The organism is Pseudomonas sp. C8002 (assembly GCF_013385765.1).
Taxonomy (GTDB): Bacteria; Pseudomonadota; Gammaproteobacteria; order Pseudomonadales; family Pseudomonadaceae; genus Aquipseudomonas.
This window is the reverse complement of the sequence record NZ_JACAPJ010000005.1, coordinates 262697-278322: the sequence shown is the minus strand read 5'-3', so window position 1 is coordinate 278322 and position 15626 is coordinate 262697. Positions and strand designations below refer to the sequence as shown.

General features: G+C 64.5%; 11 protein-coding genes. All 11 read right to left on the bottom strand.

Annotated elements, in window-relative coordinates:
* Positions 1–6: 6 nt before the first annotated feature.
* Positions 7–387, bottom strand: a complete 381-nt coding sequence (locus HX814_RS07840; protein WP_008439448.1) for a hypothetical protein — start codon at positions 385–387, stop codon at positions 7–9.
* Positions 388–512: 125 nt separating this feature from the next.
* The gene (gene tagQ / locus HX814_RS07835) at positions 513–1436 is read right to left on the bottom strand and encodes a type VI secretion system-associated lipoprotein TagQ (RefSeq protein ID WP_177009052.1); all 924 of its coding nucleotides are present in this window, start codon (positions 1434–1436) and stop codon (positions 513–515) included.
* An 84-nt stretch (positions 1437–1520) separates the two neighbouring features.
* Positions 1521–3233 carry an SUMF1/EgtB/PvdO family nonheme iron enzyme gene (locus HX814_RS07830; protein WP_003213313.1) on the bottom strand — a complete coding sequence of 571 codons (1713 nt, stop codon included), beginning with the start codon at positions 3231–3233 and terminating at the stop codon, positions 1521–1523.
* Entirely contained in the window at positions 3226–4410 is a 1185-nt protein-coding gene (locus tag HX814_RS07825; protein WP_177009051.1) for an ABC transporter permease, read from the bottom strand. The genes HX814_RS07830 and HX814_RS07825 overlap by 8 nt, the downstream gene beginning before the upstream one ends.
* Positions 4410–5114: an ABC transporter ATP-binding protein gene (locus tag HX814_RS07820; protein WP_177009050.1), complete on the bottom strand. Its 705-nt coding sequence runs from the start codon at positions 5112–5114 to the stop codon at positions 4410–4412. Before HX814_RS07820 ends, HX814_RS07825 begins: the two co-directional genes overlap by 1 nt.
* Entirely contained in the window at positions 5114–8122 is a 3009-nt protein-coding gene (locus HX814_RS07815) for a serine/threonine-protein kinase (RefSeq protein WP_177009049.1), read from the bottom strand. Before HX814_RS07815 ends, HX814_RS07820 begins: the two co-directional genes overlap by 1 nt.
* Positions 8119–8838, bottom strand: coding sequence for a PP2C family serine/threonine-protein phosphatase (locus tag HX814_RS07810; RefSeq protein ID WP_003213320.1), 720 nt, complete (start codon positions 8836–8838; stop codon positions 8119–8121). Before HX814_RS07810 ends, HX814_RS07815 begins: the two co-directional genes overlap by 4 nt.
* Positions 8839–9492, bottom strand: coding sequence for a type VI secretion system-associated protein TagF (gene tagF, locus HX814_RS07805; RefSeq protein WP_102370167.1), 654 nt, complete (start codon positions 9490–9492; stop codon positions 8839–8841). It abuts the gene before it with no gap.
* Complete coding sequence (gene tssM / locus HX814_RS07800; RefSeq protein ID WP_177009048.1) at positions 9489–12989, bottom strand: type VI secretion system membrane subunit TssM; 3501 nt, start codon at positions 12987–12989, stop codon at positions 9489–9491. The genes tagF and tssM overlap by 4 nt, the downstream gene beginning before the upstream one ends.
* Entirely contained in the window at positions 12986–14275 is a 1290-nt protein-coding gene (locus tag HX814_RS07795) for a DotU family type VI secretion system protein (protein ID WP_008439459.1), read from the bottom strand. The genes tssM and HX814_RS07795 overlap by 4 nt, the downstream gene beginning before the upstream one ends.
* A gap of 6 nt (positions 14276–14281) precedes the next feature.
* Positions 14282–15616, bottom strand: a complete 1335-nt coding sequence (gene tssK, locus HX814_RS07790; RefSeq protein WP_003213330.1) for a type VI secretion system baseplate subunit TssK — start codon at positions 15614–15616, stop codon at positions 14282–14284.
* Positions 15617–15626: the final 10 nt, after the last annotated feature.

Sequence of the window (15626 nt, the reverse complement as noted above, 5' to 3'; positions counted from 1 at the left end):
AAGCCCCTAGCCTTTGGGCTTTTTCTTCGGCTTCAAATACTTGGTCAACCCCTGGAACCAGATCACCAGCGCCGGGTTGCCCTTGATCTGGATCGACTTGTCCTGAATCCCCGTCATGAACGCCAGTTGCTTGTTCTTCGCCTGCATCGTGGCGAAGCCGTAGGCGGCGTCTTTGAAGGCGATGGCAAACGCAGGCGCGGGATGAACACCCGAGCGGCTGGTAATGCGCTGGTCTTTGACGATGAAGTGACGGGCAACCTTGCCGTCGAGGGTCTGCAGCTGGAACGCCAGGTCCTTGTCACCCAACTGCTGCTGGAACGCAGGGTTGGTGCGGCTGGCTTTGCCCATCAACAGGCCAAGCATCCAGAGAAGAAAACGAAATTTCATGCACACGGCCTCAGTGTAATTATTGGGTGGCCGCAGCAGTTTAACGATTTGTGCAAATAACGCTACCGATCTCCCGTTTTAGCAGGAGATCGGCTGGCGTTTAACGCTTATAGCAACAACTTTCCTCAGACGTTAGGGCAAGGAACCGGTGCCCAATCCGCCAGGTTCGGATCACGGCAAGTGCCTTCGATCTGCGCTTTACCGGCGCTGGCAACCTGCTTGCTTTCAGCTTGTTTGGTCTGGGCGGTCTGGATGGTTTTCTCGGTGGCTACGGCTTCTTTCGGCACGGTTGGCAGTACCGGCTTTTTCGCGACTTTTACCGGCTTCTTGCCTTTGGCTGGCGTCACCACCGGCGTGGTATCGGCAGTCGCAACAGTGACCACGTCGGCGCGTTGTACGCCCACTTGTTGCAGATCCTGCTCGTACGCCTGGGTGTAGTTGTTCAGGTCTTCGCTGGCCTTGCCGTTCACCGCGACGATCAGGTCGTTGGACTCTTTCAGGCCCGAGACGATTTCTGCCAGGCGCTTGCGGCCTTCAACGTCGTTGACGGTCTTGGCCTTGCGGTCGGCCACCAGCTTGGTGAACGCGCTCTGGTAGCACTGCTGGGACGCCTTGGCGTACGCGGTGCTGCGGTCGATGTCGGAGGCACGCTTGTTGACGTCGGTGGCGTAGGAGGCGATGCGCTGGTTGTCATCGGTGATCTGCTTCTGGCGCTCGGTGTAGTAACCCGCAGCACCACCGGCCAGGGCGCCGCCCGCTGCACCGATGGCAGCGTTGCGGCCGCGCTTGTCGGAGTCGCCGGTCAAGGCGCCCAGCAATGCACCACCGGCCGCACCCAGGGCGGCACCGGTGACCACCGACTTGGTCAGGTCCGAATCGGTAGCACGCAAGTGCTGCACCGGCTCGTAGCAGTTCGGGTAGTACTCGACCTTGGTGGTCGAGGCGACCTGGTTGGTCGGTGACGTTGCGCAACCGGTCAGCACCGTGCTGAAGCCTGCGGCAATCAGCAGCAGATGACGCTTGGAAACCGCCTTACGGGAAAAAATCATCGTTGTGTTCTCTTTTAAGTTTGACTTGCCCAGCGCGGCCCACCGCCGCCTGAGTCCCTTCCAAGCTCGCTGTACAACCAGCGGTCAAGACCGCTGACCGCTCGCTGCGAGCAATTCCTTCAAAATCGTCGCCGGGTCGGCCCGCTGTTGCTTGCGGTAGTTGCCCACATGGCGAACGAATAACGTCGCACGCGTCACCAGGCTCTTGCCCAGTACCGGCTTGCGATCCAACTCTTCCTTGATCCGTTGAAACTGCGCCTGGATCACCGCATCGGTGTAGCGCGTGCCGGTGGCCAGGTTGTCGATGTAGATCGCCACCGCGCCGTCCAGCGCACTGCGCCCATTGGTGATCGCCGTGGCGAACAGCTGCGCGCTGGCCTCGTCCTTGGCGTCGATGGCCTGCTGGCGGCTCTTCTGCAAATTGATCAGGCGGATGTTGTAGTTGTTGATGGTCTCGGCCACCAGGGCCGCGGACTGAATCAGGTTGCCGGCCGCTTCTTCGCGCTGCTGGGCGATCAGCGAGACGTTGCGCTTGAGCTCTTCGTTGACCAGGCCGAGTTCGGCTTGCAGGCGCGGGTCGACGCTGGCGGCGATGATGCTGTCCAGGCGCTTGGTCGGGTCCTGGGCGTCGTCGATGGCATCGGTCAGCGAGGCCAGGCGACCTTCCTTCTGCCACTGGGCGAACAGCTCCTTGTAGCGCGAACGCGGTGCCGACAAGGCGCCAATCGCCACGCGAAAGCCGGTGGTCTCGTTGCTTTGTTCGGTACCGTCAGCGGCGAACAACGGGTACTCGCGGCGCATGCCGGTGAACAGCGTGCCCTCGCCTTCCAGGTAGTTGCCGCCCTTGACCACGAACCCACCATAGGTGCCCTGGCGACGCCCGGCGTGCACCAGTTGAAAGGACTCCTGGACCATTTCCGCTGCGTTGCCGATCACATCGAACATGCCGATCGGGTTGGGCAGCTTGGTGCCGATGGGCATCAGCCGTGCGGCCTGGCCGGTGCCACCCGCGACCTGATTGAACACCGCGTAATCGGCAAGGGGACCATCGCTTTCGCTGCCCTCGGTACGCCGTGGAAACAGCCGGCCTTCCAGGTCCTGACGGCTGACCGCCTGGCCACCGCGCGCGGCAAACTCCCACTCCACTTCGGTAGGCAGGCGCACAAAGCCCAGGCCGCCGTCGTCCGCCGAAGCACCGCGACCACTCACCGGCAGCAGCTCGCGGTGATATTTCATCAACCAGGCGCTGTACACCGCCGAGAAGCGTTCGGCTTCAAAGCGCGACAGCTTGACCTTGGGCAAGCGCGCCGCCATCCCGGTAGGTACATCGCACGCCGGGGCGGGTTCGCCACTGGCCAGGGATTGCGCCTGGGACATGACCTGCGCATATTGCCGCGCAGTGACTTCGTACTTGCCGATGAAGTACAGCATCGGCTTGAGCGGGGTCTTGGCGTCGGTCTTCGGCATCAGCGGCGCAATGACCTTGTTCCAGTCCTTGGGCAGGTCCTTGAGGGTGAACTGGCCGTTGATGAAGTCGCGGCGATAACCGGAAATGAACGACTGCTGATAGCCCGCTTCACCTTCGCTGAACGGGTAGCCGAGGCTGATCTCGCGGTCATCCAGAGTGCCCTGGGCCAGCACGTAGGCATAGCGGAACACCATGTTGCCTTCGCAGGGCAGCGGCAGGCTGACGTCATCCGGCAACGGCTTGGGGTTGTCCAGCTTGTCGCTCGCCTCATCGGCCCAGGCCACACAGGACAGGGTCAGCGCCATGGCGGCGCCCAGTAACTTATACATCTCTGATTCCTTCAGAAGCCTGGATACGCGCCACACGCCAACCACCACACGCCGCCGCCACGGCGCTGACGCCGAGGACAGCTGCCAGGGCCAGGCCGTAGTGACGCGCCAGCAGGTGGCTGGCGTATTCGCCCGGCACCTGCACGAATAATTGGTTCAGGCCGGACTCTGCCAAGCCATATAAAAGCCCACTCAATGCAGCGGCAAACCCCGCGCTGTAGAGCGCCTGCAACACCACAAACAGCAACAACCCGGCGGTGGAAAACCCCAACAACCGCAATACCGACAGCTCCCGGCGCTTGCGTGCAACCGACGCCAGCGCCGCGGCAAAGATCGCGGCAAACGCGCCCGCCAACGCCAGCCCGGCGATGATCCAGAACACGATCGACAGGTTGCGGCTCAACGACTGCACCTGGGCGATGGTCTGGGCCTGGGTCGACACCAACAGATTCTGCCCGGCGAAATACACCCGCAGCGGCTCCACATCCACCAGGCGCCGCGCATACAAACGGAACGCCGGGTATACCCGTTGCTCGCTGACGCCCACCGCATCGCCGTCCCAGCCAAACGCCGGCACCGCGCGGCCATCGCGATAATCTTCCGCTGCTTCCAGCAAGCCCAAGGGCGCAAACAATCCATCCCGGGCGAAGGCTTCCAGCGGCGCTACCTGCAGCACTTGAACCCGCAGGCGTTGCGACTCGACGCGCCCCGCCACCTGGCGCCCAAAACTCGCCTCCAGCCAATCCCCGGCCTTTGCCCCGAGCTTTTCGGCAGCGGTGTGGCTCAGCACGATCTGATCCAGGCCCTTGGGCATCAGCAGGCCGGCCAGCAATGGGTCGTTGGCGGCGGTCGGCAGCATCTCCACCGTCACCGCCCCCAACTGCGCCGTCGCCGCAATCTGCCGGGTGCGCGGCAAGGCGAACGCCACGTCGCTGCGCTGGCGGAGCTGCTCGACAAATTCACTGCTGAATCGACCACCGCCCAACGGAATAATTTCCCGGGTGGCCGGGTCGTTCTCCAAACGTTCGGTCAAACTGCTAACCAGTCCAAATTTCAGGCCGAACAACACCAGCAACGGCGCGATCACCGCCACCAGCGCCAGCACCGAACACACCGACAGCCACGCATCGTTGCGGTAATCCTGCCAGGCCAGGGAAGCCACCAGGGCGATACGCATCAGCACGCCTCCCCAAGGGTGGCGGTGACGCCGCCGTCGGCGTCGCGACGGCAACTGATGCGCCGCACCTGCAAGCCGCTGGCCCGGGCCAGGGGTTCATCATGGGTGGCGATCACGCAGCACGCGCCGTTATGCCGGGCCTGGGCCAACAGCGCCTGCATCACCCGCTCGGCGTTCAACGGGTCGAGCGCAGCGGTGGGCTCATCCGCCAGCAACAGCTGCGGACCGTGGGCCAGGGCTCTTGCGCAACTGACCCGCTGACGCTGGCCGACGGACAACGCCGCCGGCTTCTTGTCCAACTGATCAGTGATTTCCAACTGCTCGGCCAACCGCGCCACGCTGCCGTCGTCTTTCAAACCCAGGAGTTGCCGCGACAACGCAATGTTGCCGCGCACATCGAGAAAGCCCAGCAGGCCGCCGGTTTGCAGCACGTAACCCAGGTGCCGACTGCGTAGCTCCGCCAGCGCGCTTTGCTGGTTACCACGCCAAAGCCCGGCAATGTCGACGCGGTTGAAATCGAACTGCCCGACCTGATCCGGCGCCAACACCAGCGCGAGCAAATCCAGCAAGGTGCTCTTGCCACAGCCACTCGGCCCGACCACCGCCAACTGTTCACCCGCACGCAGTTGCAAGCCCGGTATCACCAGGCTGTAGCGCTGGGCACCAACGCCCCGGCTCTTGTGCACTGCGCTCAAGTTCAGCATTACGGCAGCGTCGACAGCGGCACGCGGTACAACGCATCACCCGGCTCGGCATCGCCGAAACGGACCCAGTTGGCCACATCGTTATGGAAGGTTTCGTAGAGGCGGATCTTCGAATCCAGCTCGTCGATAAAGTCTTCCTGCTCGGCCACGCTCAACGACAGCCACAAATCCTGGGTCATGTTCAGCGACTTGCTGCGGTACGGCAGGCCTTCCAGGTATTCGCCAAGGATGCCGCCGTCCGCCAGGTTGCCGCCCTTTTTCAAGGCCTGTGGATCACGGCTCATATAGGCCGAGGCGCTGGCGATTTCCTGGAAGAAATCCTTCGGTGAGGTCTGGGTTTTGCGCGCGGCGTCGACGATCAGTTTCAAGGACTGCTGCAAATCGTTGAGCTGCAATTTGGTCAGCATCACGCACACCTGAAAGGCCGGCAGCGCGGTGTTGGTCAGGTCGCGATCGGCGGTCCAGGCACTCACCAGTTGCGGCGCCTGGCTCGCGGTTTTGCGGCCAAGGAAATCCATGTGCATCGCGTAACCGACGGCGGCGGATTTGTCCGCCAGGGTCGGCGCGGCACTGAGCAGCGGCACCGGCTGCGGTGTGTTGCTGCGCACCTGATGCACCAGGTTGGCGAACACCGTGCCGATCTCGTCGACACGCTCGCCGAACTTGCGCACATCGCCACCGGGCACCGGCGTGTACAGGTCGCCGATCTGCGGGTTGGCGTCGGCGGTCAGGGTGCGGTACTGGGTTTCGGCGCCGCTGTGGGTTTTCTTGCCGGCATCGGTGCGCAGGTGCAAAGCGTAGATCTTGATCTGCTTGCCCAATGCAGCCTGGCGTACTTCGGCTTCGTTCATCTGGGTAGTAGCGAACGGGTCGTTCTTGCGCAACGCACCGGCGTCGGTCACCAGCAGGATCAGGCGCCCACCGTAGCCGGACCAGTCCATGCCTTCCACCGCCTGCATGACACCGGCGAACGCGTCTTCATTGAACGAGTGGCTGGACACCGTCGACGCTTTGACCTGCCGCGCCATGTCGAGGAAGCGCTGCGGGTCGCGCCCTTGGTCGAGGGTGATCAGGGTCTTGGCCACATACTCCAGGCCCGGGGTTTTCTTGATGCTGTTGCGAAAACCCACCAGCCCAAAGCTCACGCTGTCCAGCTCGCCACGCTCGGCGATACGGGTTTGCAGCTCGTGGACCACGTCGCGAACCTGGTCGATGTAGGGCTGCATCGACACCGTGGTGTCGACCACCAGCACCACGGCGGTGCGGAAGGCGTCGGCGCTGGCATCGATCGCCGGCGTTCGGCCGACAGCCTTGGCGATGACATTAGGCGTGTTGCCCGGGTCGATGGAGGCGACGTTGAGCAACTGCACCGGCTGGCCGTTTTCGTCGAAGCTCTCTTTGGAGTCGAAGATCGGCAGCAGGTAAAACTGGTTCTGCGGCACAGCACTGGCGGCCGGTTCCAAGGCCAGCACTTGCTGGTTGTCCTCGCTGTTTTTCTGCACCTTGAGCAGCAGGTTTTTCGCTGCGGCAGGATCGGCCAGCAGCTTTTCCACTTCCGCAGATTGGCGCAGGAACATCACCGGCGCCCGGCCCGAACGCTCGGTGAACTTGAGCACCAGGCTCTGCTTCCAGTCGCTGGCTTGCGCCGCCGGCAGCCAGCCGTCGCTGCGCCCGTCGGTGGCGGCGCCAACCCGTAGCCAGGGGCTGCCGTCGACGTCCTTGCGTTGGTAGACATAGAGCACGGAAAACGCCGGCAAACCTTCGCCAGGCGCCCCGCCCGCTTCGTGGGAAAGCTTGGCGCCGGGCTTGCTCAGTACCCGCTGGAACAAGGTTTTCTTGCCGGCCATCAGCAACGGGCGTTGACCGCCGTCAACCTGCGCCGCTACCGGTTGCGCGGCAGGCGGCGCGATGGTCTTGGCCGCCTCGGCAACCGGCTGCGCGGCGGCTGGCGCGTCATCTTTCAACCACCAGTAACTTGCGCCCGCAATTGCCAGCGCGACCGCCACGGCAACTGCCGCCAACGCCAGCACCGGCCCACGGTTTTGTCCGGACACGGCCGAGTGTTGCGTCGGCGTCGCCACCGGTTGCCGCACGGGTTGTGGCTGCGGCTTTTCGGTCGGGATTTCGATGGAAACCGGCGTGAGTCCGGCCAGGTCATTGGAGACCGCCACCGGAATCGGCAGAGGCCGAATCAACGTCGCCTCGACCTGCTCTTCCTTCGGCAACTGATCCAACGCCCGCAACAACGCCGCCGCATCCGGGAAGCGTTCCGCCGGGTCTTTGGCCAGCAGCTTGCGCAGCACCTCCTGATAACGCCCATGGTGCACCGGCAACTCAGGCAGCGGTTCAGTCAGGTGCGCCAGCGCTGTGGAAAGCGCATCGGTGCCGTTGTAAGGCAACTTGCCCACGAGGATTTCATAGAGCACCACGCCCAGCGCATACAGGTCGGCGCGCCCGTCAATTTCCTGGCCCCGGGCCTGCTCCGGGCTCATGTAGCTCGGCGTGCCAACGGCAAATCCGGCCTGGGTGAACTGCGTGCGGTCATCCAGGGACTTGGCGATGCCAAAGTCCGACAACACCGCCGTGCCATCCGCGCGGAACAGAATGTTCGCCGGCTTCACATCGCGATGCACCAGACCCTGAGCGTGGGCGTAGCCCAGCGCCGACGCGATCTGGCGGATATACGTCAGCCCCTGCTCCGGCGTCAGTCCCGCGGCGATCCGCTCCTTGAGCGTGCCATTGGGCAAGTATTCCATGGCCATGTAGTACAGCTCACCGACATTGCCGATGTCATGGATGGTCACGGTATGCGGGTGGGACAGGCGCGCCAAAGTCTTGCCTTCGCGCAGGAAGCGTTCGCAGAAGCTCGGGTCGGCCGCCAGCGCTGCCGCCATGATCTTCAGCGCCACCTTGCGCTCCAGGGACCGCTGGGTCGCCAGGTACACGCTGGCCATGGCGCCAACGCCAATTTCGCCTTCGATGTCGTAGCCGGGAATGACGATGTTCATGTCGACACCTTCACAACGATGGCGGTGATGTTGTCCGGCGCGCCGCGATTGAGCCCCAGGTGCACCAGGCTGCGGACGATTTCGTCCGGCTCGGCATGGCTCAGTACTTCGCGGATCTCGTGGTCTTCGACGGTCTTGTTCAGGCCATCGCTGCACAGCAGGTAACTGTCGCCGGGGGCGATCAACAGGTCGACCGACGACAACGCCAACTGTGCTTCCACGCCAATCGCGCGGGTGACGATATTCGCCCGTGGATGCACCCGCGCATCGGCTTCGCTGAGCAGGCCGCTGTCCTGCAAGTCCTGCACGTAGCTGTGGTCGCGGGAAATGCTTTCCAGCAGGCCGTCGCGCAGGCGATACAGGCGGCTGTCGCCGGCCCACAGGCACACGCCGCGCAAGCCTCGGGTGGCGAGCAACACCACGGTGCTGCCCATCATGGTCACGCCACGGTGGGCGGTTTCTTCGCGCACCGCGCCGTTGACTCGCAGCAGGTCGCTGCGCAACGCCGCCGTGTATTCCTCAAGGGAACGGCCCACGGGAATGCTGCGCAGGCTGTCGACAATCAGGCTGCTGACGTAATCCCCCGCCGCGTGCCCGCCCATGCCGTCGGCCACCACCCACAGGCCGTTTTCCGGCAGGTCGAGGCAAGCGTCTTCATTGACTTGGCGAACCATGCCGACGTGGCTTTTGCTGGCGGATTTGAACGTGGACCGCATCTACACAACACCTTCTTGGCCGAGCAAAAATTGCGCAAAATCGTCGGCAGCAGGCAAGCCCTGACACCGCATTAAACCGGGAGAAATCTGTTGCGAACCACGGCCCCACCACAGGCTCGCGCCTTCGCAGGCCTGTTCGGCAAGCGCAGTCATCCGCGCCTGCGGGTCTGTGGCGTTGACACGCTGCAAGCCCGCAAAGCGACTACCCAAGGTGCGAGGTTGGCAGGCTGGAGCGCCGAGGGATTCGATCCCGCCGCTGAAACCTTCGAAGCTGGCGCCGGCGTCCAGCGTGCTCAGCAACAACTCTTCCACCTGTTCAAACCAGGCGTCCGGGCCGCCAACGACGGAGGCCGGGTCGGTGTCGTGATCCAACAGCGCAGCCACCGTCAGCGGGAAATAGCGCCCCACCCGGTCGATGCTCGGCATCACCACGCCCACCGCCGCGTCCGGCCCGCACACGCCCGGCGCCAACACGAAGCGCCACAATGGGCTGACCAGGTAAGCATTCAGCCAGTCAGCCCCGAGGCGGGTCTGGCTGGCGAGCAATCCGGACGCCAGCCAACTGTCCCAAGGGCCGATAAAACTCTGGGGCAGCGCGCGGCTGACAAAGTCGCCGCGGCACGCCAACTTGCCGTAGAAACCCAGCGTGGTCATAGCCGCTCCGGCAGGCTGAAGCCGTTAAGCACGCGGCTCTTGAACGGGTTGAAGGCACTGTTGGCCCGCAACTCGTAGGAGATGCTCGCGCCGTCGACCCGCAGACGCAGGTTGAAGCGGTCCGGCGAATTGCCGGCGGTCAGGTCCGATTGCTCCAGCAGACGAAACCAGGCCCACGGGCCGTCCAGCGTCACGCCGGAGCGCCCGCTGGCTGACGGCGGCATGATGGAAATGCGCACCACGCCAATGCTGCCGGGATTCGGCCACTGCATCGCGACCGGCCGGCTCGGGCCGTGGTCATAGCTCAGTTGCTGGCCGTCCAGGTCCAGCAGGAACTGGGTGATGGTCGCGTCCATCGCCACCGGTTTGAGTTCAAAGCGCACGATCGGCTGGGTGCCACCGGCACGGAAAAACGCATCCCGAATGGTCGCCGCACGCTGGAAGGTTTGCAGCACGCCCGGCGCGATGCCGAGTTTCTGCGCCGCGCCCGGCTGCCAGCGCCAGGTTTGCGTGGAGGTGTCGACGTAAGGTTGCAGGTACTTGCGGAAGTAATTGTCCATCACCCCGCCCACCCCGAAGAACTGGCCGAAGTCATCCAGGGTCGCGTCCCGCGCACTGCCGGGCGACATCGGATAACGCCCGGCCAGGGACTGGCGATACACGTTCACCACTTCGCTGACCCACGCCGCATTCAGCTGGTTGCGCACCCCGCCCATCATGCTGTTGGTGGTGGAGTTGACCACTGACTTGACCATGCCCTGCACCAGCGGCGGCTGGCGTTCGGCATTCAGGCTGACCCGCGTGGCCGCAGCCGCCGCCTGGTTTTTCGCTTCGCCGAGCAACGCATCGCCACTGGCGCCGACCATGGCGCTGACCTGCACATACAGCGCATTCATGTCCGCCAGCAGGCCATCGATGGCCGCCGGTTCGCCTTCGTTCTTGCTGACGATGCTGTTGAGTTCGGCGAAGTGCGCCGTCACCGGGTCTTCACTGGCCGCCGGTGCATCCGCTGTTGGTTGGTCCTGGCCAAGCAGGCTGCCGAGGCGTTCCTTGAGCTTGTCCACACCACCTTCCACCGGCGCGCCCTTGGCAGCCAGCAGGCGTTCTTCCGCCTGCAGGTCGGTCTCCTTGGAGACCGCCACCAGCAGCTTCTTCAGCGGCGAGGTCGGCCCGGAAATCACCCGCAAGACGTCGGCCGCCTGGGCCACGCTGGTGATCGGCACAAAGTCGATATCCGCCAGCAACGCATCCCACTGGCGTTGATAGTCCTGGAAGTACAGGCGGCGCACATCGGCGGCGAGGCTGACGACGTTTTGTTGGTCGGCCTGCTCGCGGCCCAGTACCCATTGCTCTTCAGCGAGGGTGCCGGTCTGGTTCAGGCTGGCCAGCAGGAAGCCCTGGCGATAGCCCTTGGCGGTGAAGAAGCCGCTCAACGGCTCACCCAACGGCTTGCCACTTTTGCGACTGAACACCAGCGCGGCATCACGGCCCGCCGCTTCGTTGATGCGAAAGTCCGGCACGCCTTCCGGCAGTTTCTGGCGCTTGATGCGGTCGTAGACGCGCTGGGCCACCGGCAGTTGCTGCAGTTGCCGGCGCAGGTCGTCGATCAAGCGCGGGTCGAGACGGGCGCTGGGCGGATGCCGCTCGAACAAGGCCTGCAAGTGCCCGATCAGGGCCTGCCGTTGGTCCGCCGGCAGGTCGCGCGGCAGGTTGCGGTCCCAGTCGAGGGCGATCCAGGCCTTGATGAAGTCCGGGTCGTAATGCTCGCTGTCGGCGAGCATCAGGTAGGCCTTCAAGCCTTCATAGAGGAAGTCGGAATTGCCGCCGCCGTGCAGTTGCTCTTCGATGCGCGTCACCAAACGGGGCGCGAACACGGCGATCAACAGCTTGCGGTAGACGCTGGCGGATTCGGCTTCGAGCATGTCGCCCTGATACAGGCCCAAGCCTTCGGACCAGCTCGGCGAGTCGCCCGCCAGGTTCTTCACCGCATTGAGCAACGGCAATACCGCGAGTACTTCGCGCTGCGCCGGGCTGAGGTTCTGCACGGTCTGGCCCAACGGCGCGACCTTCTGGTCAACCTGGGCGATGTAGGCCTGGTTGGCGCGATAACTCACCCACCACAACGTGCTGACGACCAGTACCAGCGCCACGGTTGCGGCCAGCACACCCCGGGCAATCCACTTGCGACGGCGCTCGACCTTCGGGTTGACGCCCACCAGGCCACGCTCGGCAAACGCCACGGCGGTGAACAGTTTTTCGATGAAGTAACTGCGCCCGGTGCCGGTCTGGCGCGCCAGGTGCTGGCGGTCCAGGTTCATGCTCTGGGCCATGGCGCCGATCAAGCGGTCAATCGGGCTGCCTTCCTGGGTGCCGCTGGTGAAGTACACACCGCGCAGCAAGACGCGCTCTTCAAAGGCGTTGGGTTTGAACACGCCTTCGAGGAAGCCTTGCAGGCAATCCTTCAACGCGCCGAACTGCTGCGGGAAACCGTAGATCAGGTCGCGCCGCGCCGGGTCGCGTTCCTGTTGCAGGCGCTCCACCAGGCGCTCGTTGAGGCGCTGTTCCAGGCCGGCGAACTCGCTTTGCAGATGGGCCAGCGGGCTGTCGCTGTTCTTGCCGTCGTCCAGGGCGAAGGTCATGCCCCACACCTGGGCGCGCTCTTCCTTGCTCAGGTTGTCGAAGAACTCCATGAAGCCCGGCACCAGGTCGAGCTTGGTGAGCATCAGGTAGATCGGGAAGCGCACGCCCAGTTGGGTGTACAGCTCCTGGATACGCAGGCGGATCGCGGCGGCATGGGCGGCACGCTCGGCGTCGCTGCCCAGCAGCAGGTCCGAGAGGCTGATGGCGATAAACGCACCGTCAATCGGGCGCCGGGATCGCTGCTTTTTCAGCAGGTCGAGAAAGCCCAGCCAGGCGGCTTTATCCACCGTGGAGTTGCTGTCCTGGGTGGTGTAGCGGCCAGCGGTGTCGAGCAATACGGCCTGGTCGGTAAACCACCAATCGCAATTGCGCGTACCGCCCACGCCCCGTACCGCACCGGCACCCAACTGCGCCGCCAAGGGAAAGTGCAGCCCGGAATTGACCAGCGCGGTGGTCTTGCCCGAGCCCGGCGGGCCGATGATCACGTACCACGGCAGCTCATACAGGTTGCGGCGCTCGTCACCGCCCAGCTTGGCCTTTTTCAACAGGGCCAGGGCTTCGTCCATGCGCTGGCGCAGGGTCGCCAGCTCTTCGGCGGTGGCGACGCTGGCAGGGTCTGGCGGGGTTTCCGCCGCGAGGCTGCGCATCACTTCGGCGGCCTGGCGCCGGGCCTGGATAATCCGGAATACGCGGTAGGCAATCCACACCGCGAACACCAGGATGATCAGCGCCCAGCGGCGCCCTTCCGGCACCAGCACATCGAGCAACGGGCCCACAAACCAGATGATCAGGCTCAAGGCGATCAGGCCCAGCAGCGGGATCACCCAGCGAATCACAAAACTGAAAAACGCCTTCACTCGACGCCCTCCGCCAATACGGTGATTTCTACCCGGCGATTGCGCGCACGGCCTTCGGCTGTGGCGTTGGTCGCCACCGGCTCGGTGTCGCTGCGGCCTTCGGCGCTGAAGCGTTCCGGCTGGCCGGTCTTGGCCGCGAGAATCTCCAGCACCGACTTGGCCCGCGCCTCGGACAGCGCCCAGTTGGACGGAAAGCGCAGGGTCGCAATCGGACGGTTATCGCTGTGGCCGGTGACCCGCACCTGGCCCTTGACCTTGCGGATGGCGTCGGCAATACGCAGCATCAGCGGCTGGAAGTCATCGACGATGCTGGAGCTGGCCGAGGCGAACAGTTCATCACCACGGATGGTCACCACGGAGCGGTCGACGGCATCTTCCACGGCTACGCGACCGGCCTTGATGTCTTCCACCAGGAAGCCTGCCAGACGCGGTCGCTCAATGATTTTCGGCTGGGCCACCGGACGGTCGATGGCCTGCACCGGGATCTCCCCCAGGGCATGAATATTCTTGAACACCGGCTCGGCATCCGACGCCAGTTTCATCCGCAACCCGAACAGCAATGCCAACAGCAGTGCCAGGCCGATGGCCACGGCGATCCATGGCGGCATGAACTGCGCCAGGCGATCACGGGCCACGGTCACGCCGCGCCAATGGGGTGACAGCTCGCGCTCATGCTCGCCACGGGCACTGCGAATCGCCGCAGCGGTACGCTCGCGCAAGGCTTCCAGCTGGCTGCGGCCATCGTTCATCACGCGGTAGCGACCTTCGAAACCCAGGCACAGGCACAGGTACAGCAGTTCCAGCAGGTACAGGCGTTCCCGCGGGCTTTGCAGGCAGTGATCCAGCAATTGGAAGACCTTTTCGCCGCCCCAGGCTTCGTTGTGCACGGTGATCAGCAGGCTCTGCTTGCCCCAGTCACTGGCACTGCCCCACGGCGTACTCAGCACGGCTTCATCGAGGGCGGTGCACAGCGCGTAACGCGCCAGCAGCACATCGTTGCGGGCCACGCCGGCCGCCTCGGCACGTTCTTCGAACTGGCGCAGGTAAGCCAGCAACTGCGCACGCAGGCTCGCTGGCGCAGGGTGCGAGATCGTGTTGCGCAGGCGCGTCAGCAGCGACAACAACGGGCCGGCAGCGCTTTCCAGCGGGTTCAGGCCCTGGGCCTTGCCGGTCAGGATCGGCGCAGCGGGCATCGACAGCGGCGCCGGCTCTGCGCGAACAGGCTCCGGCGCGCGGCCACCGGGACGCGGCATGAACTGGGTGCGGTCATCGTCATTCGGATGCATCGCGGATTACCCTCGGATGGCCCAGAAAGCCAGGTTCAACCCCGGGAACTGGCCGGCGATGTGGAACGCAAAGCCACCGGAATTACCCAGTTGCTGCCAGTGCTCGCTGCCCCGGTCCAGCTCGTAGTAGGTGGAGCCTGCGTGGTACGGAATCTGCCGTGGCGCCACCGGCAGCGGCAGCAGGCCGATGCCCGGCAGTTGCAGGTTGACCAGGTCGCGGATGTGTTCCACCGAGCCGACTTTGCTTTGCTGGCCGAAGCGTGCGCGCAGGGTTTCGCCCGGCACATCGGCGCGCACCACCAGAATGAAACTGGCGCTGTCGATCAGGGTTTTGTCGGCCAGCATCGCCACGTGCACGCCGTAGGCTTTCTCGACAATCGGGATCGGCGTGGCCTTGCTGTCGATCAGCATCGACAGCGCCTCGCGCAGGGCCTGCATCACCGGGGTGAAGCTCAAGGCCAGGTCGTCATGCTGGTATTGCGGGTATTCGTGGGGGCGGCGGCCCGTGGTGGAGAAGGTCGAGAACTCGCCGGCCAGGCTCACCAGCTCACTGAAGAAACGCTCCGGGTGCAGCGGGCTCAACTGACTCAGGTGCTGGATCAGCGGCTGGGCGCGGTTGACCAGTTGCAGCAGCATGAAGTCGGCAATCTCCGAAGCACCACCGGCGCCCGAAGCCACCACGCGCCCGGCCAACGCTTCGCCGCGCTGGTGCAGCAGGCCCAGTAGTTCGCTGCGAAACGCGGTCAGCGGTTTGCTGGCCGTCACGTCGAGGACCGGCGGGATGTAGCTCTCGTCCAGCACCAGGGCGCGGTCGGCGCGCTTTTCCTTGATGCGCACCAGGCCGATGGCCGCGTAATCGCTGATCCCATCCTGGGCGGTCAACAGGCGCAAGGCGCGGGAGCCGACCGCCACCGGCGCACGGTTTTCGAAGGGCGCGTTGTCGTCGCGCACTTCACGCACCTGGCTGACATAGCGCGCCGCTTCCAGGGCCTCGCCTTCGTCGACGGTGTCGCGGGCGCCGGCACGCTTGAGGGGCAACGCCAGGTACACCAGGCCATCGCGCAAGTTGTCGTCGATATTCAGCGGGCTCGGCGCCAGGTCGTCCTGGGGGATATTGAACGGCGTGCCATCCGGTAACAGGCCACGTGCCGAGACGATCGCCAGCTTGCCCTGGGCCAGCAGGCCCTGGTCGATCAACAGTTCGGAAAAGCCCCAGGCCCCCGCCGACAACGGGCGGCTGCGCGCATCGATCAGGTTTTCCAGGTAACGGTCATGCTGCTGGAAGTGCTGCGTTCCGATGAACATGCCTTCCGACCAGACCACGCGATTGTTCCAGGACATGGGGGCTCCG